15 protein-coding genes are annotated in these 20471 nt (G+C 65.3%); 2 read left to right on the top strand and 13 right to left on the bottom strand.

Annotated features, from left to right (window positions below; translation table 11 throughout):
- Positions 1-574 precede the first annotated feature (574 nt).
- Entirely contained in the window at positions 575-1639 is a 1065-nt protein-coding gene (locus JQ621_RS10900) for a ketopantoate reductase family protein (protein WP_212234503.1), read from the bottom strand.
- A gap of 358 nt (positions 1640-1997) precedes the next feature.
- Here JQ621_RS10900 and JQ621_RS10895 point away from each other — a divergent pair, with 358 nt between their 5' ends.
- The gene (locus JQ621_RS10895; protein ID WP_212234501.1) at positions 1998-3509 is read left to right on the top strand and encodes an ATP-binding protein; all 1512 of its coding nucleotides are present in this window, start codon (positions 1998-2000) and stop codon (positions 3507-3509) included.
- 121 nt (positions 3510-3630) lie between these two features.
- Here the strand turns inward: JQ621_RS10895 and JQ621_RS10890 are convergent, their stop codons facing one another.
- The 11 genes from JQ621_RS10890 to JQ621_RS10840 form a co-directional block, all read right to left on the bottom strand.
- Complete coding sequence (locus tag JQ621_RS10890; RefSeq protein WP_212234499.1) at positions 3631-5937, bottom strand: TonB-dependent receptor; 2307 nt, start codon at positions 5935-5937, stop codon at positions 3631-3633.
- Positions 5927-6991 carry a HoxN/HupN/NixA family nickel/cobalt transporter gene (locus tag JQ621_RS10885; protein WP_249125170.1) on the bottom strand — a complete coding sequence of 355 codons (1065 nt, stop codon included), beginning with the start codon at positions 6989-6991 and terminating at the stop codon, positions 5927-5929. The genes JQ621_RS10890 and JQ621_RS10885 overlap by 11 nt, the downstream gene beginning before the upstream one ends.
- A gap of 213 nt (positions 6992-7204) precedes the next feature.
- Entirely contained in the window at positions 7205-7945 is a 741-nt protein-coding gene (locus JQ621_RS10880) for an ABC transporter ATP-binding protein (RefSeq protein ID WP_212234497.1), read from the bottom strand.
- Positions 7942-8790, bottom strand: a complete 849-nt coding sequence (locus JQ621_RS10875; protein WP_212234495.1) for an ABC transporter ATP-binding protein — start codon at positions 8788-8790, stop codon at positions 7942-7944. Before JQ621_RS10875 ends, JQ621_RS10880 begins: the two co-directional genes overlap by 4 nt.
- Positions 8790-10613 carry an ABC transporter permease gene (locus tag JQ621_RS10870; RefSeq protein WP_212234493.1) on the bottom strand — a complete coding sequence of 608 codons (1824 nt, stop codon included), beginning with the start codon at positions 10611-10613 and terminating at the stop codon, positions 8790-8792. The genes JQ621_RS10875 and JQ621_RS10870 overlap by 1 nt, the downstream gene beginning before the upstream one ends.
- 52 nt (positions 10614-10665) lie before the next feature.
- On the bottom strand, positions 10666-11820 hold the full coding sequence (locus tag JQ621_RS10865; protein ID WP_212234491.1) for an ABC transporter substrate-binding protein: 1155 nt from the start codon (positions 11818-11820) through the stop codon (positions 10666-10668).
- Between the two features lie 73 nt (positions 11821-11893).
- On the bottom strand, positions 11894-12472 hold the full coding sequence (locus tag JQ621_RS10860) for an alkylhydroperoxidase domain protein (protein ID WP_212234489.1): 579 nt from the start codon (positions 12470-12472) through the stop codon (positions 11894-11896).
- A 15-nt stretch (positions 12473-12487) separates the two neighbouring features.
- A complete protein-coding gene (locus JQ621_RS10855) occupies positions 12488-13090 on the bottom strand; it encodes a CMD domain protein (RefSeq protein ID WP_249125168.1) in 603 nt (200 codons plus the stop codon).
- Positions 13091-13120: 30 nt separating this feature from the next.
- Entirely contained in the window at positions 13121-14155 is a 1035-nt protein-coding gene (locus JQ621_RS10850; protein WP_212234488.1) for a putative FMN-dependent luciferase-like monooxygenase, read from the bottom strand.
- Between the two features lie 127 nt (positions 14156-14282).
- Entirely contained in the window at positions 14283-15077 is a 795-nt protein-coding gene (locus JQ621_RS10845) for a MetQ/NlpA family ABC transporter substrate-binding protein (protein ID WP_212234486.1), read from the bottom strand.
- Between the two features lie 163 nt (positions 15078-15240).
- Positions 15241-16683, bottom strand: a complete 1443-nt coding sequence (locus tag JQ621_RS10840) for an MATE family efflux transporter (protein WP_212234484.1) — start codon at positions 16681-16683, stop codon at positions 15241-15243.
- Positions 16684-16835: 152 nt separating this feature from the next.
- On the opposite strand from JQ621_RS10840, the gene JQ621_RS10835 reads away from it, so the two are divergent.
- Positions 16836-17411: a TetR family transcriptional regulator gene (locus tag JQ621_RS10835; protein ID WP_212234482.1), complete on the top strand. Its 576-nt coding sequence runs from the start codon at positions 16836-16838 to the stop codon at positions 17409-17411.
- Between the two features lie 236 nt (positions 17412-17647).
- On the opposite strand, the gene JQ621_RS10830 is transcribed toward JQ621_RS10835, so the two are convergent.
- Complete coding sequence (locus tag JQ621_RS10830) at positions 17648-19969, bottom strand: molybdopterin guanine dinucleotide-containing S/N-oxide reductase (protein WP_212234480.1); 2322 nt, start codon at positions 19967-19969, stop codon at positions 17648-17650.
- Positions 19970-20471: the final 502 nt, after the last annotated feature.

The raw sequence follows: 20471 nt of genomic DNA, 5'->3' as shown, positions 1-20471 counted from the left end.
GTCATTGCGAGCGCAGCAAGCAATCCAGAATCTTTCCGCCGAGGGGTCTGGATTGCTTCGCCGCGCTCGCAATGACGGAGCAGGATGCCGCGGCATCATTTCTCACGTCCTCATTTTGAATCGCAGACATTTTGAATCCCAGACATGTTTCACGCTCTCGCGGCTCGACTCGCCCGAGCTTTGTTTGATCTGTCCACCCTCTTGTCCAACAGGGTGCAGGGAAGGCCGGGTGCAGACCTCGCACCCGAACTGAACAGCGTCGCTCATCCACACGTGGTTTCGAGCTCACAGGGACGACCCGCCCTGCCCGCACCTCTCGTGCCGACGCTACCGCGTCCACCGCAAGCCCGGCTCGCGATCCGTGACGACGCACGATCGCCCCTCAAGGTCGCGCCGGGATGCGCGACACATACGCCATTTCCGAATTTCGGTAAAGTGGAATATTTTCGGGGCACGTGTTGACAGCCCGCGCAGCCGTTTTGCCCGTCGGAACAGCGCGGTTAGGTGCCGCCCGGACGAGAGGCGGCCGGCGGATTTCCCTCCGGCTGCACCAGCCTGCCGATCGCGGCGCCCGTTACTGCGCGCCCGAACCGCCCTGAACGATCTTTTCGTTCAGCTTCTGGTCGACGGTCTCGACCGTGCGGTCGATCTCGGCATTGGGAGCGCCGAGCTGATGCGAGATCAGCTTGACCAGCAGGTCGACGCGCTCGATGAAGGGCGCCCCGCTTGCCACCGCTCGCGCCGCCGACGACGGCTTGAGCAGGCTTTCGGCGGCCTTGGCGTATTTCGCGAACGGCACCTGGTCCTGCGGATCGGCGCCGAGGCGGCGGGCGATGCCATCGACATGCTCGTAGATCGTCTGCGAACGCGCGAGATCGCCATGCACGGCGTCACGGATCGACTGCGGCTCGTTCGGGGTGATGCAGCGATAGTTGCCGGTGAGCAGCATCGACCATTTCGCCAGCGGCACGAACAGGGAGTCGAACACCTTCAGCTTCACCGGCACATCCTTGCCGTCGAGCGTCACCGCGTCGATGTCGGCTTCGAGCTCGCGCAGCACCTTGTTGTGGGTCTCGTCTGCGAAGGCCGAGGCCTTGAAGTTGGTGGGCAGTCCGACGTGGAGTACGTTCGCCGCTCCCTCCGGCGGACGGAAGGCCTGCGGATCGGGCGAGCACAGCGTCACCAGGCCCGGCTCGAAACGCTCCCACACCTGCGCGTTGGTGTAGGCCTCTTCGAGATCCATGTCGGCGAGCGCCGGGATGCGCTTGAGATAAGGCAACGGCGGCATGTTCATGATCGACAGGCACGGCAGCTTCGCCGCGGCGATCTTGACCATGAGCATGCGGACCGTGTGATTGGTGTATTGCGGCTCCTGCATCGCAAGGCCGACGAGATCATAGCGGGAGACGTCGACATTCTGCGGCGTCACCGCGTCGAGCTTGCCGGGCAGGTCGCGCGAAAAGATCGCGCGGTGCACCGCCTCGTCGCGCAGCTTGATCCGCACCTCGGTTCCGTCGCGGTTGATCAGCTCCGCGGTCTTGGACCGGCAGACCAGGGTCACGTTGTGCCCGGCCATCAGCAGCTTGGTCCCCAGCAAGGAACCGTAGGAAGCTCCCAGAATCAGAACGTTGCGCGCCATGTTCGTCCCCTCGACATCTTCTGTGATTTTTGAGCCCCGATCGTCGTCCGCGCGGGTGCGTTGCAGCATCTAAGGCAAACTGGCCGGGGATGGCAACTGGGATAATGCATACAAGGCGTCAGCGAATATTCCGCGGCATGGACGAAGTCAGCGTCGGGCTTCTCCTGCCCGACTTCTATTTTACCGAATTCCATATTGATGACCGCCGGCTCGCGTGGCAGTCCGCACTTCTACGGCTTTCAAATCCCAGTGAAATTCCGCCGTGGGCAACGCGGAATGTTTGCGCGTGTTTCGCTCGACGCACCCCGCTTCGATTGGTAAGCCCCTGTCCGCGAATGACGGGGACTTGAGTCGGGGCATGACGGTTGCGATCGAGATGGGGCAGACCACGGCGGGCGCCGGGGCGGCCATGGACCTCGAGGAACTCCTGGCCACCCGTCTTCTGGTGCAGGGCAATTCCGGCTCCGGCAAATCGCATCTGCTGCGGCGTCTCCTGGAACAGAGCGCGCCCTGGGTGCAGCAGGCCATCATCGATCCCGAAGGCGATTTCGTCACGCTGGCCGACCGCTTCGGCCATCTCGTGATCGAGGCCGAGGATCACACCGAGCGCGGCCTTCAGGTCGCAGGCGAACGCGCCCGGCTGCATCGCGTCTCCACCGTGCTCAATCTCGAAGGGCTGGATGCCGAGAACCAGATGCGGCGCGCGGCCGCGTTCCTCGGCGGCCTGTTCGACGTCGAGCGCGACCATTGGTACCCGATGCTGGTGGTGGTCGACGAAGCGCAGCTGTTTGCGCCGGCGGTCGCCGGCGAAGTCTCGGATGAGGCGCGCAAGCTCTCGCTCGGCGCCATGACCAATCTGATGTGCCGCGGCCGCAAGCGCGGGCTCGCCGGCATCATCGCGACGCAACGTCTGGCAAAGCTCGCCAAGAACGTCGCGGCCGAAGCCTCGAACTTCCTGATGGGCCGCACCTTCCTCGACATCGACATGGCGCGCGCGGCCGATCTGCTCGGCATGGAGCGACGTCAGGCGGAAGCGTTCCGCGATCTCGAGCGCGGGCAGTTCATGGCGCTGGGACCTGCGCTGTCGCGCCGTCCCCTGCGGCTGAACATCGGCCCGACCGAGACAAGCCCGCGCAATTCGACGCCGCGGCTGATGCCGATGCCGGAAGCGGCGCTGGAAGATGCACGCGCGGTGATCCTGGCAGCACCGCCGCCGGATGCCAGCCGGCCGCAGCGCCGGCCGGCGCCTGACCTGCTCGACCAGCTCCGCGCGGCCAAGGCTGCGGCTCCCGAGATCAGCCCCGAAGTGGTCGAGGAACCGATCAGCGCCGAAGAGCTCGCCGAGCGACGCGAGCGCGTGGATCGCACGTTGCGCGCTGTGCTCGCCGCGCCCGATGCCGGCTTCCGCGCCATCGGCGTGCTCTATCAGGAATTCGTGGTCCGCTGCCGCATCGAAGGGCTCGGCGCGTCCGTGCCTGACTTGGGAGAATTCCGCCGCATGCTGACCCATGCGCGCGCGGGCCTCGGCACCGAGATCGCCGGGGACGATGCCTGGCAGGAGGTGACGCTGCGCGCCTCGATCCTGCCCGACGACATGCAGGGCGTGTTCATGATGATCGCGCGCGCTGCGAAGGAAGGCTGGCCCTGCCCCGGCGACGCTGCGATCGCGCGCGCCTACGGTTCGCACTCGCTACGCCGGGCGCAGCGCCTGCTCGGCTACATGGAGGAGCAGGGCCTGATCGTGGTCCAGCTCGACGGCAGCGGCCGCAGGTTCGTGACGCTGGTGGAGCTCGCGTGGGCCACCGCGCCCGGCGATCCCAATGGCGACGATCAGCCGGCCGACACGGTCGCAAGCGCGGCGCCGGCTTAACTTACCTTGCAAGCCACTACAGACGCCGTCATGCCCGGGCTGGTCCCGGGCATCCACGTTCTTTGCATGGCGGAGGAAGGCGTGGATGGCCGGGACAAGCCCGGCCATGACGATCTGGCTATCAGAATGCCCCAGCCAAGGTGACGCGAAACGTCAGTGGCTCGACCGGGTGCAGCACATAATCCATCACGCCGTTCTGACAGACCGAGGTCGGCGCTAGGCCGCCGGTGCACAGATTATAGAGCGTGTCGGTCTTGAGCAGTGAACCATAAGCATAAGTGATCTGGTTCGCCGGCGTATTGAAGAGATTGAGCACGTCGAGCTGGACGCGCCAGCCGTTGTCGGCGCGATAGCCGAGGCGGCCGTTGAAGACGCTGGTGGCCGGTGAGCGGAACGCATTGTCCTCCGTCAGCGGGCTCGATGCCAGATAGCGCCAGCGCAAACTGCCGAACCATCCGGTCTTGTCGCCGAGGGTGATGCCCGCCGAGGCCACCATCGGCGGCGCATTCGGAATGTAGTTACCGGGCGCGTTGCCGATCTGTGCTGCGGGATAGCCGGCGAGCGAGACATAGACGTCGGCCTGATCGAAATCATAGCCGCGGAAGCGCGCATGCGTCATCGCGAGATCGGCGTCGATGTCGATCCACGAGCGCGGGCGATAATGGTTGGTCCATTCGAACCCGTAGCGGCGGCTCGCGCGGGTCGCCTCGGTATTGCCGGCATCGCCCGAAAACAGGATTTCGGAATCCTGATCCAGGATGAAGACGCTGAACGAGCTATCGAGACCGGGAATGATCCTGGTGCGAATGCCGACCTCCGCGCCACGCGTACGCACCAGCAGCGGCGATGGCGACAGTTTTGTCGTGGGATCGCCCGGGTCTTCCGTCGTGGTGGCTCCGCGCGCGTCGTTCGAATGCATGCCGTAGCCGGCGCCGAGAAAGAATTCGGTCCGGTTGAACGGGCCCATGACCATGCGGAATTTCGGGCTGCCCAGCGAGGCATCGACATGGCCGGAATTGTTGGTGTTGAACAGGGACGTCACGTCGGCGTTGTAGTAATCGCCGCGCCAGCCGATCGTGGTCCGCAGCCAATCGGTCCAGCGCACGGTATTCTCGGCAAAGATACCGACGCTGCCCTCGCCGACCTTGTCGCTGCGGACGCTGGAGAGAAAGCTGCGCTGGAAGGTATTGGAGAGCGCGAGATCGATCGCATCGTAGCGCGATTGCAGGCCGAAGGTCGTCTGCATCGGCAGGCCCGCGAACGAGCCGTTCAGCGTGCGCGAGATATTCGCGCCGGCCATCAGCCGGTCGTCGTGCTGGTGGAATTGGTCGCCGAGCACGGGATCTTTGAGGACGTAAGTGAAGTTGTTGAAGAGATCGAGCTGGCTCTTCACGACATAGGCGTTGGCCTTCCAGGAACCCAGATCGTCGCTCTGCGCGACGCGGCCTGACAGCGCAAAGCGGTTGGTATTGCCGCCGTCGCTGGGATCCTCCGAGCCGAAGCGGTCGAGGAACCCTGAGGTGATCGCGCGCTTCGGCACCTGGTCGGTCGAATTCCATGTGTTGGCGTAGGCCATGCCGGTGACGGAGACGCCGTCGGTCGCGGTGCCCTGGCTGTAACGGACGAGACCATTGAGCTTCTTCACATCGTCCGGATTCAGCCACGGGCCGTTGTAGGTGCCGAGTTCGCCGGCGACGAGCAGCGAGCCATCGCCGACCTTTGCGGAGTCCATGCCGAGCAGCCGGCGATAGCCAAAGCTGCCGGCGGTGGCCTGCGCGAGGCCCTTTGCGGTGCGATCGATCAGACCGATATGGATGCTGCCGACTGAGGCGAAATCGCCTTCATCGGCAAAATACGGCCCCTTGCGCACGTCCATCGCGCCGATGGTCTCGGGGATCAGCCAGTTCAGGTCCGCATAGCCCTGGCCATGCGCATGGGTGCGCATATTGACGGGGACATCGTCGACATAGATGGCGAGATCAGTGCCGTGATCGAGATTATAACCGCGCAGGAAATACTGGTTGGCCTTGCCTTCGCCGGAATGCTGCGTGACGATCAGCCCCGGCACCGCTTCGAGCACCTCGCCCGGCCGGGTGAATGTACGGACGTTGATGGCCTCGCCCGAAAAGGTCATTTCGCTCGCCATGCTCGGCGGGCCTTGCGCCCCCGAGGCGACGGTGGCGGCACCAGCGTTCGGTCCTGGCGCCGGCTGCGCGACCACAGGACGCCTCGCTGCGGCCGGTTTGCCGGCGCGTCGGGTCGCGGACTGCTTCCTGTGACGAGGCGCTTCTCCTGCGCTGACCTCGACCGGCGGCAGCTCGCGCACGGTTGTGCTGTTCTGGGCGATGGCCTTGCCGGGGTCGGCGATCAGAGCGAAGGCCGGCAGCGCCGCGAGAATGACGCAACGACCGCCTGACTCAGATCGCATCCGCACCTCGAAGCACGTTCGCGCGCGATGAGCTACCTGCAAACATGCGGCGATAGAGCAAGACCGAGACCAGCCAGGCGATCGCGAACAGCGCGATCACCGCGAAGCCGACATTCGCAAGCGACTTGTTGAGGCCTTCGACCAACGCCCACACGCCGCCGGAAAGGCCGAGGCGGTCGGAGATCAGCCCCAATGCCTCGATGCCGCCGATGAACAGCGCGACCGCGACGGACGCGCCGGTGATGGTGAGGTTGTACCAGAGCTTTCGCATGGGATCGACGAAGGCCCAGCGATAGGCACTCACCATCAGCGCTGAGTCCGCCGTATCGACCAGCGCCATGCCCGACGCGAACAGCGCGGGGAAGACCAGGATGTCGGCAAACGAGGCGCCGCGCGCGGCTTCGGTGGCGGAGATGCTGAGCAGGCCGATTTCGGTGGCGGTGTCGAAGCCGAGGCCAAACAAGAGGCCGAGCGGAAACATGTGCCACGGCTTCGTCACCAGACGGAACATCGGGCCGAGCAACCTTGCCAGAACCCCGCGATGAGCGAGGAGCGCGTCGAGCCCGGCGGCATCATGAACGCCCTGCTCGCGCGCGCAGCGAAGCGTCCGCCACAGGCCGGCGAAAATGGCAAGGTTGATGGCGGCAATGACCAGCAGGAATAGCGCCGACACCGAGGTGCCGATCAGGCTGCCGATATCCTTCAGCAGACTGTTGCCGCCGAGACTGACCACGCCGAGCGCGAGCAGCATGGTCGCAACCACCACGACGGTGGAATGGCCGAGCGCGAAATAAAGGCCGACACTGCGCGGCGTGTCGCCCGCCTGCATCAGCTTGCGCACGACGTTGTCGATGGCGGCGATGTGGTCGGCATCGACGGCGTGGCGGAGGCCGAACGCCCAGGCGAGCAGCGCGGTCGCCATGATCGTCGGCCGGTCGCCGAACGCCGCAAAAGCCCAGGCCCACGCGGCGACATTGGCGGCGACGAGCGCGCCGAACAACAGCACCATTCCGGGCTCGGCGGCCCGCACAGACCATCTCGTCACGACACGCATTCCGCCGCACGCCCCGTTGCGTCAACGGTATGATCTTTTCATACATTTATCATACTGACCAGCCCCGAATGAGGTCGTCATGCCCAGGCTTGTCCCGCCTGCGCGGCCGAAGCCGCTTCGGCGAGGCGAAGGCCCGGGCATCCACGTTCTTCGAGCGGCGAGATAAGCGTGGATGGCCGGGACAAGCCCGGCCATGACGGGCGGATAGATTCGCTACGCCGCCTCGGAGCCGCCGAGATAGGCGTCGCGCACGCGGGGATCGTCTTTCAACGTCCGCGCCGAGCCCGACAGCACGATCTTCCCGGTCTGGAGCACATAGGCCTCGTGCGCGATCTCGAGCGCAAGGCTGGCGTTCTGCTCGACCATGAAGACCGAGACGCCCTCCCGGTTGATGGTGCGGATCAGCTCCAGCACGCGATCGACATAGAGCGGCGACAGACCCATGGTCGGTTCGTCCATCACGATCAGCCTGGGACGGCTCATCAACGCGCGCGCCATCGCCACCATCTGCTGCTCGCCGCCGGACAAGGAGCCCGCGCGCTGCGACAGCCGCTGGCCGAGCTTCGGGAACAGCGTCAGCATCTTGTCGAGGTCCTGCGCGATCGTCTCGCGGTCGTTGCGGACGAAGGCGCCCATCAGGATGTTTTCACGCACACTCATGTCGGCGAACAGGCGCCGTGCCTCAGGAACCGAGGCGATACCGCGGCGGACGATCTGCGGCGTGGTGAGGCCGATCAGCGAGGCGCCGTCGAACGTCACCTCGCCCGAGCGCGGCTTCACGAGGCCCAGAATGATCTTCATCGTCGTCGACTTGCCGCTGGCATTGCCGCCGAGCAGGCAGACGATGTGGCCGCGTCCGACCGCGATCGACAGGTCGAAATGCACCTGGGCCTGGCCGTAGAAGGTGTTGACGTTGGTCAGCGCCAGCAGCGGTTCGACTGCGCCCGTGGTCATGCTGCGCTCTCCTGCTCAGCCGTACCCGACAGGCCGTGGCCGAGATAGGCCTCGATCACCTTGGGATCGCCACGCACCTGTTCGCCCGGCCCTTCCGCGATCTTCTTGCCTTCGTCCATGACGATGACGCGGTCGGACAGGCGCATCACCATCTCGAGCTTGTGCTCGATCAGCAGGATTGTGAGCCCTTCCGCCTTCAGCTCGGCAACGAGGCCCTGCATCTCCGCGGTCTCGCTCGGGTTCATGCCGGCGGTCGGCTCGTCCAGCAGCAACAGACGCGGCTTCAACGCCAACGCGCGCGCGATCTCGACGCGGCGGCGGTTGGCGTAGGACAGGCTGTAGGCGGGCTGATCGATCCGCGGCAAGAGCCGCTCGCCGAAGCGGGCGAGAATGGCTTTGACCTCCTCGCGCAGCCGCTCTTCCTCGGCTCTGACGGCGCTCGGGCGCAAGAGCGCCAATCCCAATTCCAGCAGCGGGCCGATCACCGGCACGGCCGGTTTGACGGCACGCAGGCGCGTGTGCGCGCCGATCAGGACGTTGTCCATGACGCTGAGATTGCCGAAGACGCGGCCGAGCTGGAATGTGCGCGCGATGCCTTGGGCTGCGAGCCGCTCCGGCGAGAGGCCGGTGACGTCCCGTCCCTCGAAGCTGACAGTGCCCGCGTCGGGACGGTCTAGCCCGGTCACAAGATTGAACAGCGTGGTCTTGCCGGCGCCGTTCGGGCCGATGATGCTGACGAGCCCACCCTTGGCGAGATCGAGATCGATGCCGTCGACGGCGGTGAGGCCTCCGAAGCGGCGCGTTAGTCCACGCAGGGACAACAGCGATGCGTACGCCTCCCCCATCAGATCGTCCCCAACAAGCCCTGCGGCCTGAACCGCACCAGCAGCAGCAGCACGATGCCGTAGATCAGGATGCGATACTCCGCCGCGATGCGGAAGACTTCGGGCAGGCCGACCAGCGCGACCGCGCCGAGAAGCGCGCCAACGACATTGCCGAGGCCGCCGAGGATGACGACGGTCAGCGCCAGGATGGATTGCTGCGTGTTGAAGGTCTCGTGATTGATGTAGGAATAGAGATGCGCGGCAATGCCGCCGCTGACGCCGGCCGCGAAGCCGCCGAAGATAAAGGCGAGCGATTTGTAGCGGTTCAGGCTGAGCCCATAGGCGCGCGCCGCGATGTCGTCGTCGCGGATGGCACGGAAGCTGCGGCCGAGATGCGAGCCAAGCAGGCGCACCTGGAGCAGCGCGAGCACGACCATCACGACGAAGCTGAACCAATACACCGCTTTCGGGTCGACCAGGTCGTAGCCGAACAGTGACAGCGGCGGGATGCCCGAGATGCCGATCGGGCCACGCGTGACGCTTTCCCAGTTGAGAATCACCAGCGACACGATCTCACCGATCGCGAGCGTCGCGATCGAGACGTAATGGCCACGCAGGCGGAACGACGGCGAGATCAGGATCGTGCCGAGCGCCGCGCTCATCAGGCCGCCGGCGATGATGGCGAGACCGACCGGCAGGTTGAGTGTCAGCGACAGCAGCGCGGACGTATAGGCACCGATCGCCAGCAGCGCGGCATGCCCGAGCGATACCTGCCCGATCGTGCCCGCGACCAGCGTGAGGCTGAGCGCCAGCATGCCGAGCAGCCAGGCATTGATCAGGGTTTGCAGCACGTAGAAGGACACCGGCAGCAGCGGCAGGATCGCGAACAATGCGACCGCGACAGCGAAGGCCCAGCGCGGAATCCGCACTGGCCGGCTCGGCGCGATGAAGGTGCCGGTCAGCGGCTCCGGCGGCGCCTGCCGGGCGCTGGCGAACAAACCATTAGGCCGCAGCACCAGCACGACGACCAGCAGCAGGAAGGCAAAAAGATTGCGGTAGCTGGTGCCGAACACGGCGATGCCGTAGCTCTCGACGAGGCCTAGCAGCAAGCTTCCGACCACGGCGCCCGGCACGTTACCGGCGCCGCCGACCACCTCGGCAACAACGCCCTTCAGCGTCGCCTGCAAGCTCATCGCGGTGTCGATCTGGTTGTAATACATGCCGACCAGGAGGCCGGAGACGCCGCCGAGCGCCGCGGCGATGCCGAACACGGTCTGATTGACGCGGTTGACGTCGACGCCCATCTGCATCGCGGCGTCGCGGTCCTGCGAGGCCGCGCGCACCGCCCAGCCGAGCTTGGTATAGCGCAGGAACACGAACAGCAGCAGCGCGCTGGTGATGCCGACGCCGGCGATGAGCAGATCAAGCGGACCGATCGTGCCGCCGCCGATCTGGAAACGCACGTCGGGCAACTGGCTCGGCAACGCGCGCGGATTGGGCGAGAAGGTCAGCATGACCAGCTGGTCGAGCACGAAGCTTATGCCGATCGTGGCCAGCAGCGGCGCGATGCGCACGGAATTTTGCAGCGGGCGCAGGCCGAAGCGTTCGATGATCAGCCCGACCAGCGCCGCCACCACTGCGACGAGAATGATCGTGAGCGGCAGCGGCGTATGCAGCTGCACCACTGCGACCCAGCCGATATAGGCGCCGACGAGATAGATCGAGCCTTGCGCGAAGTTGATCAGCCGGCTGACGCCGAAGATCAGCGCGAGCCCGACCGCAACCAGGGCATAGACGTTACCGACGATCAGCCCGTTGATGGTGTAGTCGAGCCAGGAAGACACGCAGGGTTCCTAATGAAGGGAGAAGGGCCGGAGCGAGACTCCGGCCAGGAGATCAGGTGGGCTTGCCGTCCCAAACCGTGAAATGGCCATTGCGCACGACGAGCTCGGCATTCATCGCGCCCTTGACGCGACGGGTCGCGACGTCGAACGTCGCGGTGCCGAAGATGACGCTCGGGACGTCCTTGACCTTGGCGAAGGCGTCGCGGATCGCCTTGCGATCGGTGCCGCCGATCCTGATCACGGCCGCGGCCATGTTCATCGCGTCGTAGGAATAGGCATTGAAGGCGTCGGGCTCGAGCCCGTTGTACTTCTTCTTGAAGCCGGCGATGAATTTCTGCACCTCGGGCCGCGGGTCTTCCGGGAAATAGCGCGTGCCGACATGGACGTCCTCGACCGCATCGCCGCCGAGCTCGAGGAACTTCGGCGAGTAGACCGAGCTCGCGGCGCAGATGACCTGCTTCAAGCCGACCTGGCGGGCCTGGCGCGCGATCAGCGCACCGTCGGAATAATAGGAGATCAGGACGAGGCCATCCGGATTGGCGTCGCGGACGCGGACAAGCGTAGAACGGAAGTCGCGCTCCTCGGCGATATAGCCTTCGGTGACGACGATCTCCGCGCCATAGTCCTTGGCGGCATTGTTGAAATAGTCGCGGCTGGTGCGGCCCCAATCGGTGTTGAGGTGGAGCACCGCGAGCTTCTTCAGGCCGAGCTTCTTCACGGCATAGGCCGCCAGCAGCGGCTGCTCGTCGGCCTGGCTGACCGACGTGCTCCACATGAAGTCGCCGCCCTTGGTGAAATCGGGGTGCGAGTTGGTGAAGCCGAATTGCACGAGGCCGCCGCGCTGATAGATCGGCGAAGCCGCCATCGAGGCTGGGCTGGAGAAATCGCCGAGCTCCATCATGATGCGCGGATCGGAGACGAACTTTTGCGCGATCGCGACCGATTGGCGCGGATCGCTCTGGCTGTCCTCGAAGGTATAGGCAAGCTTGCGGCCGTTGATGCCGCCGGCGGCGGTGATCTCGTCGAGGGCGAGATCAAAGCCCTGCTTCCATTGCGTACCGTATTGCGCGTTTGGTCCGGTAAGGGGACCGCTGACACCGAGCAGGATCGGATCGGCATCGGCGAAGGCGGCGCGCGAGATTGTCGTTCCTGCGATTGCGGCGGCGAGCGAGCCCTTGACCAGGGTTCGGCGATTGATGTTGCTCATAGACGGCTCCATCCAGTCAGGTGTTGAAAACTCAGGTGTTAACAAGCAGCAAGTCTTGTGCCGATGAAATTGCCTATTTCGAGGGCTCGCCGAGCGACAGCATCAGCCGGTTCGCCCAGTTGAAGAATGAGGCGCCGTTGATGACGTCGACGATCTCGGCATCGTCGAGGCCTGCGCTGCGCAGCTCCTTGATATTGTCGGGCCCGAACGCGATCGGCGTCGAGGCCAGCGCGACGGATGCCTTGACCACGGCGTTCCAGCGCTCGCCAAGATCGGCATTGACGCCCTCGTCGAGCAGCTTCTGCACGTCGTCGCGGCGCTTGGAATAGGTGCTGGCGAAGCGCGCATGCACCGAGGCGCAATAGATGCAGCCGTTGTAACGCGACGTCGCAGCCGCCGCGAGCTCGCGCTCGGCGCGCGGCAGTCCGTCGGCGACGTTGTAGAAGATGTCCTTGTCGGTCTTGGTGCGGGCTTCCAGCACTTCGGGATCGCGCACCAGCAGTCGGAAATATTCCGACTTGGCGCGGGCGCGATCGACCAGGCCGTTGAAGTGCCGCTCGGTGAGCTCGGCCTCAGGCAGCGGATCGATCCAGGAGACCCAGCCGAGCTCGTCCTGGGTGAAGACGACGGGCGGATTGACGGTGGCGCTCATGATTGCGGCCTCCTCTTATGCGTTCACTGCTGCGAGCGTGCGCAAGCCGCTGACGACCCGCACCTGAAACGACAGGAACGCCACGAGTTGGGAGACGGTGACGATGCCGGTGTTCGACCAGCCGGCCGCCAGCAGCGCCTTCATATCGTCGGACGCCGCATCGCGCGGCCGAAACACCAGGAGATGCGCATGCTCGAGCGCTGCGACGAGCCTGGGGCCGAGTGCCGACTTGCTCGCCGCACCCACGCGGTAAATCAGACCGGCCGTGTTCTCGACCGACAGCGGACCTGGCGGGAAGGAGCCATATGGACCCGAGGTCTGGCCGCGCGCGATCTCGGCATCGATCGCTTCAAGGAGGGCCGCACCACCCGTGGTCGCCGCAAGCTTGTCGCGATAGAATGTCGCAACGGGGGACTCGCCGTGCAGCCCGGTCACGAAGGCCGCCACTGCCGCGCGTTCGAGCAGCGAGACATCGCCGGCATCGATCGGTTCGAACAAGGAGAGATAGCTCTTCTGCGCGTTCTCGCGTGCCTGCAGGCGCTTTGCGCGAATGGCGTCCAGCGCCGATCCCGGTTCAATGCCGGCAAGTTTGTCGATGAGATCAGTCGGTGCCATCATTCAGCCTCGTACAATTCCATAAACGCGGAACTAGCCCGCCAGCGCCACGTCGGGCGCGGTCCGGGTCCAGCCCAGCGCGGGGGCGACCTTCTCGGCCACCAGCTCGATCGAACGCAGGACGTAGGGGTGCGGCGCATCGACCGAATGGACCTGGAACACCAGATCGGTGACCCGCTCCAGCGTCGCGTCGGTCCGCAGCGAGGCGATGACTTCGTCCGCGCCGCCGACGTGGGTGTCGAACGCCGTGATCATCTCCTCCAGCGTCTCGCCCGGAGGGAGATGACCGCCCTTCATGAACTGCGGCAGTGCGCGCCGCAGGCCGATATCGGCAAGCCGCAGCGCCTCGCGGTGATCGTCGGCGACGAACACGCTGCGCGAGGCCATGATGCGCGGCTCGGCACCGGCCGGCAGGGCTGCGAGATAAGCATCGATGATCGGGTTCTGGATCTCGGCGAGCGTCGCCTTCGGCGCATCCTTGGCCCGCGGCTGGGTGCGCGACAGCAGCAGGCCGTCGCCGGCCTTGCCGGCGCGCGCGCCGCCCGCGACCGAGAACGTCGCCTGCCAGATCCGCTTGTCCAACTGCGGCCGCTGCGGATAGAGCGTGTCGCCGCCGTCGAGCGGCTTGCCGGTCAGCGCCTTGCGGACCACCTCCAGATTGCGCGCAAATATTTCGTTGCGCTGGGCGCCATCGAGGCCAAAGGCGGCAAAGGCCGACGGATTGCCGCCGGTGCCGACGCCGAGCTCGAAGCGGCCATTGCAGAGCAGATCGAGCACCGCGGCGTCCTCCGCCACCCGAACCGCGCTCTCCAGCGGCAAGGTGACGATGCCGGTGCCGAGGCGGATGCGCGAAGTCTGGGCTGCGACATAGCCGAGGAATGTGAAGGGCGACGGCAGGCCGCCCTCGCGCTCGTGGAAATGGTGCTGCGCGATCCACGCGGAATCGAGACCGGCCTTCTCGGCACGCACGATCTGCTCGGCGGCGAAGCGATAGCGCTCCGCCGGCGGGGCTTCATCCAGAAGCCGCGTGAAGAATCCCAGGCGTTTCAGGTTGGCAAAGCGTTTCATACGACCCCTGTCGGGCGAGAATGGGCCCCCGATGATGTCGGTTACCGCGGCCCGAGACAAGCGGGCAATGCGCAAGGCTGCCCGCCGGGATCGGTCTTTCGCGCAGAACTTCGGCCAGGCAGGCTGCCTACCAGCTCGGCAGCACCGCGCCCTTGAACTTGGTGAGGACGAACTCCTTCACCTCCGGCGTGTGGTAGCTGTCGACGAGGATCTTGACCCAGGGCTTGTCCTTGTCGGCGCTGCGCACTGCGATCAGGTTGACGTAGGGGCCCTTCGGGTCCTCGCGAAGGATCGGATCCTTGACCGGATCGAGGCCCGCCTGGGTTGCATAGTTGGTGTTGATCGCCGCGGCATCGACGTCGTCGAGCGCGCGCGGCGCCTGCGCCGCGTCGACCTCGATGAATTTCAGTTTCTTCGGATTCTCGGTGATATCGAGCACCGTGGGCTTGAAGCCTGTACTGTCCTTCAGCTTGATCACGCCCTTGTCGCGGAGCAGCAGCAGCACCCGGCCGCCATTGGTCGGATCGTTGGGGATCGAGACCTTGCCGCCTTCGGGAATATCGGCGAAGGCCTTGTGCTTCTTGGAATAGACGCCGATCGGGAAATTCACGGTGAGGCCCACCGGTTCGATCTTGTAGCCGCGATCCGCCTTCTGGTTGTCCAGATAAGGCTGGTTCTGGAACGAATTGGCCTGGATCTCGCCGGCATCGAGCGCAGCGTTCGGCACGACATAGTCGGAGAACTCGATCAGCTGGATGTCGAGGCCCTGTTTGGCGGCGATCGGCTTCACCGCCTCCAGAATCTGCGCATGCGGACCCGGGGTCACGCCGATCTTGATGGTCTCGGCGCCTGCTGCGGCCGCCCCCGCGGCGAGCAGGGTTGCGAGGATCAGGGCGGGTCGAAACGGCATCTTGGTCTCCATGACTCAATGGCAACAATTGGAACCGTATTCGCTTCTCCGCCGGTCGAAATCAATGAAATGAAAATCCATATTGACCGCCTGCAGCGGGCAACGCTTCTCCGTTCGCGGCCAAATAGGAAACGAACGCAGATTGGGAGAGTGGCAAGCCGCGCGCAAGCCCTTGCTACGCGCGCGGCTCGGCGCGCCAGGTCGATGGCGACAGCATGATCATCACGCAGATCGCGGCATAGGCGGCCATCGACGCCGTGACCATGGCGGCAAGGCCGGTCATTCCCGCGCCGAAATACGCCACCGCAATCCAGCCGCCGCCGGCCGCGATCAGGATGCGCGCGACCGCGGACATCAGCGGGCCCATCGCCCGCCCCGTGCCCTGTGCGGCGAAAGACGCGACGAAGCCGAACCCCAGCGCCGCATAGGCCGGCGCGACGATGCGCAGGTAAGTCATGCCTTCATTTACAACGTCGGCATCGTGGCTGAAGAGATGCAGCCAGGCAGTCGGAAAGATCGCAACCAGAAGGCCGATCGAACCGGTCATGATTATGCCGGCGGCGCCGCTGACCCAACCGATCCGTTGTGCGCGTGCGGTCTGGCCCGCGCCCATGTTGACGCCGACCATGGTCAAGGTCGCCGTGCTGATGCCGAACAGCAGCGGGATCATGATGTAGTCGAGCCGCGAAGCGATGCCATAGCCTGCGAGCGCCGAGGTGCCGAACAGGCCCACCGCGCCGGTGACGAGGATGACGGTCAGATTGGTCAGCACGGCGTTGAGTGCAGTGGGAATGCCGACCTTCAGCATGTCGCCAAAGATCCTGGCACGAAGCGGCACGATGTGCAGCCTCAAGCCGGCCGCGCCCGAAGACATGTAACGCAGCAGGAACAGCATCGCTGCGCCGTAATAGAGGCCGAAGGCGATGCCGGCGCCGCCGATGCCCAGGCTCGGGACGGGGCCGAAGCCGAAGATCAGCAGCGGCGAAACGGGAATGGTCACGATCGCGCCGATCAATGTCACCAGCGCAGGCACTTTGACGTTGCCGGAGCCGCGCAGCGCGGCGGCCTGGAGGTTGACGATCCAGACCGGAATTGCCCCTGCGAACAGATAGCTGGAATAGGTGACGGCGGCGGCGAGCGCGCCGTCGCGGCCGCCGAGCGCGCGAAACAGCGCCGGGCCGCCGAAGTGCACCCCAAGCGTAAACAGCGCGCCCGCGATGATCGCAAGCACGATGGCATGAAACAGCGCCGCATCGGCATCGTCACGACGGCCGGCGCCGACCGAGCGCGCCACCGACGAAGCGACGCCGGAGCCGAACCCGCCATTCGACATCATGGTCATCAGCATGAAGATCGGGAACACCAGTGCGGCACCGGCCAGCGCATCGGTGCCGAGATAGCCGACATAATAAGCTTCAGCGATGTTCACCGCCGTCTGCGCTACCAGCACTGTCACGGTGGGCGCCGCGAGTGTGAGCAGCGTCGGCAGGATCGCCGCGCTGAGAAGCGCGGCACGCCGCTGGTCGGCGGATGTCGCTGCGGGACGCGGCGCGGCCGCGCTGCGCGCCGGGGCCTCGGTTGCAGACAAAGGCGGTGCGGCGACGTCCTCGACTGACATTCCCGTGGTCCTGTCGTGTTCCGTGGCCCCCGCCCGATCGGCGGCCATTGCATTATGATCACAATTCATTATTATGATCGTAATGCAATAGAGAAGTCGCTCACGGTCCCGTGGCCGCCCATTCGGGCAGGTCGCGGGAGGGAGTTGAGACCATGCGGTATGACAAGGGACACAAGGATGAAACGCGCCGGTACATCCTCGATGTCGCCTCGGCGCAATTCCGCGAGCGCGGGATCGCGGCGGTTGGCCTTGCAGGCATCATGTCGGAGGCGGGCCTCACCAACGGCGCCTTCTACACGCACTTCGCCTCCAAGGAGGATCTGGTCCGGGAAGTGCTGATGGATGCGCTGACACGGCGGCAGGAGCGGCACAAGGCCAACCTCGAGAGTGGCGTCCCGCTCGAAACCGTGATCCGCGATTATCTCTCGACGCGTCACCGCGACCGGGCGGGCACCGGCTGCCCGACCGCCGCGCTGGTCGCCGAAATCGCGCGACACCCAAAGGCGACGCGCGATGCCTTTACCGGCAAGGTCTCCGACATCATCGCGCTGATGGCGGAGCAGATCAGGCAAGGCACTGCGGAAGAGCGGCGGCGCAAGGCGATCACGATCTATTCGACCATGGTCGGCGCGCTGCAGCTGGCGCGCGCGGTGAACGACAAGCAATTGTCCGACGAAATCCTGCAAAATGCGGTGGATGCTGCAGTCGCCATTGCGAACGAAGGCTGACGAAAGCCCGATCGTCATCTGTGGCGGTTTGGAGGCGGCTGTAACGAAACTCCGGCCGTTGCAACACAGCGAAACTTGATGTGGCTGCATCGGCCGGGCTAGCTTCTGCGCGCGACCTTACAACTTCCCCAAGTTCACTGAGTTCGCACTGGGCCGTCGCCTGAATCTGTTGTCGGGCGGCGGCCCGGTTTTGCGTTCCGGACACGCTGATCTATCCGATCGTTCTGACCGCCGCGCTAAACCGGATCAAATGCCCGGATCGGCGGAAGATTGCCGGTGAATTTCTCCACCTCCACCGTGGTCAGCTGCCCGGTGCAGCCCTGCGCAAAGGACGAGGTGCCGATGTCGCGGGTGAGCACGTTCGGATTGCCGTGGACGCAGAGCGGCGCGTCGTCTTCCGGATCCATCGGGTCGTACCAGGCGCCGGTTGGCAGCTGCACCACGCCGGGCGCGATGCCGTCAGTGACATGCACCGCGGCCAGGCACGCGCCTCGTTCATTGAAAAGGCGGATGATATCGCCATCCTTGATGCCGCGCGGCCCGGCATCGCGCGGATTCATCCGCGCAACTTCCCGGCCGCGGTGCTTGGCGCCCAGCGAATGGCCGCCGAAATCGAGCTGGCTGTGCAGCCGCGTCACCGGCTGGTTGGCAACGAGGAAGCACGGCGCACCGGGTTTCGGCATATCGCTCTTTTCGAGCCAGACCGGATGGCCCGGACAATCCGCATCGCCGTGGCCGGCGATCTTTGCGGAGTAAATCTCGATACGCCCGCTCGGCGTCGGCAGCGGGTGCGCGACCGGATCTTCACGAAAACTGCGCAAGCGACCACCATCGTCGGGCTGCTGCGGCACGACCAGGCTGCCGCGCCTCCAGAACTCCTCGAAGCTCGGCGCCGCCAGGCCGCGCTTGGCGAGCGAAGCGCGGATCGGCTCGTAGAGGTGCTCCAGCCATTGCCGCGACGTGCGCCCTTCAGTGAAGGGCTCGCGCGCGCCGAGGCGATCGGCAAGATCGGCAAAGATGTCGTAATCGTCACGCGCCAGCCCATATGGCTCGGCGATGCGGTGCATCGCAACCATCAACGGATCGTTGGTGGAATAGCCGATGTCCTCACGCTCCAGCGTCATGGTCGCGGGCAGCACGATGTCGGCGTGACGCGCGGTCGCAGTCCAGGCGAGTTCGTGCACGACCAGCGTGTCGACCTTCGAGAACGCCTTGCGCAGGCGGTTGATATCCTGGTGATGGTGGAACGGATTGCCGCCGGCCCAATAGACCAGGCGGATGTCGGGATAGGTGCGTGTCTCGCCATTGTAGCGATAGGTGCTGCCGGGATTGAGCAGCATATCGGCGATGCGCGCCACCGGAATGAAATCCCTGACACCGTTGCGGCCCTGCCCCAGCGTCGGCCCCGGCACGTCGTTGACGCGACGGCCGTAATAGCCGATCGCGCCGAGCGAATAGGCGTAGCCGCCGCCGGGAAGGCCGATCTGGCCAAGCGCTGCCGCCAGCACCATCCCCATCCAGACCGGCTGCTCGCCGTGCTCGGCGCGCTGCAGCGAATGCGAGACGGTGATCAGCGAGCGCTTTCCGGCAAGGCGCCGCCCCAGTTTGCGGATCGCGGCTGCATCGACGCCGCAGATCGCGGCGGCCCATTCAGCGTGCTTGGGCTGTCCATCGCTCTCGCCGGTGAGATAGCGCAAAAACACCGGCCAGCCCTCGGTGTAGCGATCGAGGAAGGCCTGGTCGTGCAGGCCTTCGCTCACCAGCGTATGGACCATGCCGAGCATCAGCGCTGTGTCGGTACCGGGGATGCAGCTCATCCATTCTGCGCCGGCTTCCACCGGCAAATCGTCGCGCAACGGGCTGATCAGGATGAACTCGCAGCCGCGCTTGCGCGCAGCCTCCATCGCGCCACGCTCGACATGCTTGCTGATCGAGCCGCCGGCCACCATCGAATTCTTCAGCGCCATGCCGCCGAAGGCCAGCACGATCTCGGTGTGATCAGCGATCTGTTCCCAGGTGACGTTGCGCTTGGTGATGTCCTCGTAACCCGCCATGATCTGCGGCAGCAGCACCGAGGACGCGCCGGAGGAATAGGAATTCACCGACCGCACATAGCCGCCCATCGCGATGTTGAGGAAACGATGCACCTGGCTCTGGGCGTGATGCAGCCGTCCCGCGCTCGACCAGCCATAGGAGCCGCCGAACACGGCGCCGGGTCCGCGTGTGTCGCGGATGCGCGCCAGCTCGTCGCCGAGAAGATCCAGCGCCTTGTCCCAGCTGACGGATACGAATTCGTCGCGGCCGCGCCTGCTGTCAGGACCTGGCCCGCGCTCGAGCCAGCCACGTCGGATCGCAGGCCGGGCGATGCGCGCCTGGTGGCGCAGGGCGCCGGGGAAATTGTCGATGATGCCGTTCGGATCGGGATCCCCGCCATAGGCTCTGACCTCGAGCCCGGCCTTGCCGTTGCGCGCCGAAAACACGCCCCAATGCGAGGTGTGGGGCCTGAAGCCATCCGACAAATCGAGGCCGGGGTCGGGAAAGCCGATCGTATCGTCCATCGCGTGGCCCTCAATCGCGGAGCGCCCAGCAGGCAGTTCCGGTCGCAATCATCGGGTCAATATAATGAGGCCCGCGTGTGCAGGGCAATCGGTTACCGACATCTGGAACCAAGGTGCATGGCGACATCAACGGATTGCAGGCCTTTATGGGCAGAGAACGCGAGGCGCCTTCCTTGCGTTCTAGCGGTCCCGTCATCCTGAGGTGCGAGGCTTGCGATGCTACGCATCGCGGGCAGAGCCTCGAAGGATGAACGGCCGAGATGCGGCCGGGCCGTCGCCCTTCGAGGGCCACGGTGATGATGCGCGAGATCGACGTTCCGATCCGCGTCCAACGCCGGGGCGGATTTCGCACGGCCTACGAACTGTCGTGCACGTCCCAATCGACCACGACCTGCGGCGCGTTCCGGATCGGATTGCAGCAGCGCTTAGTCCGAAAAAACAACCCCATGCACAGTAGCCGGGGCGAAGAAAATCAACGGCTTAGCGCCCCATCACGCTCAAG

This window comes from Bradyrhizobium manausense, from assembly GCF_018129685.1.
GTDB lineage: Bacteria > Pseudomonadota > Alphaproteobacteria > Rhizobiales > Xanthobacteraceae > Bradyrhizobium > Bradyrhizobium manausense_D.
Note: the sequence above shows the minus strand (reverse complement) of the source record. Positions and strands in the feature narration are given on the sequence as shown.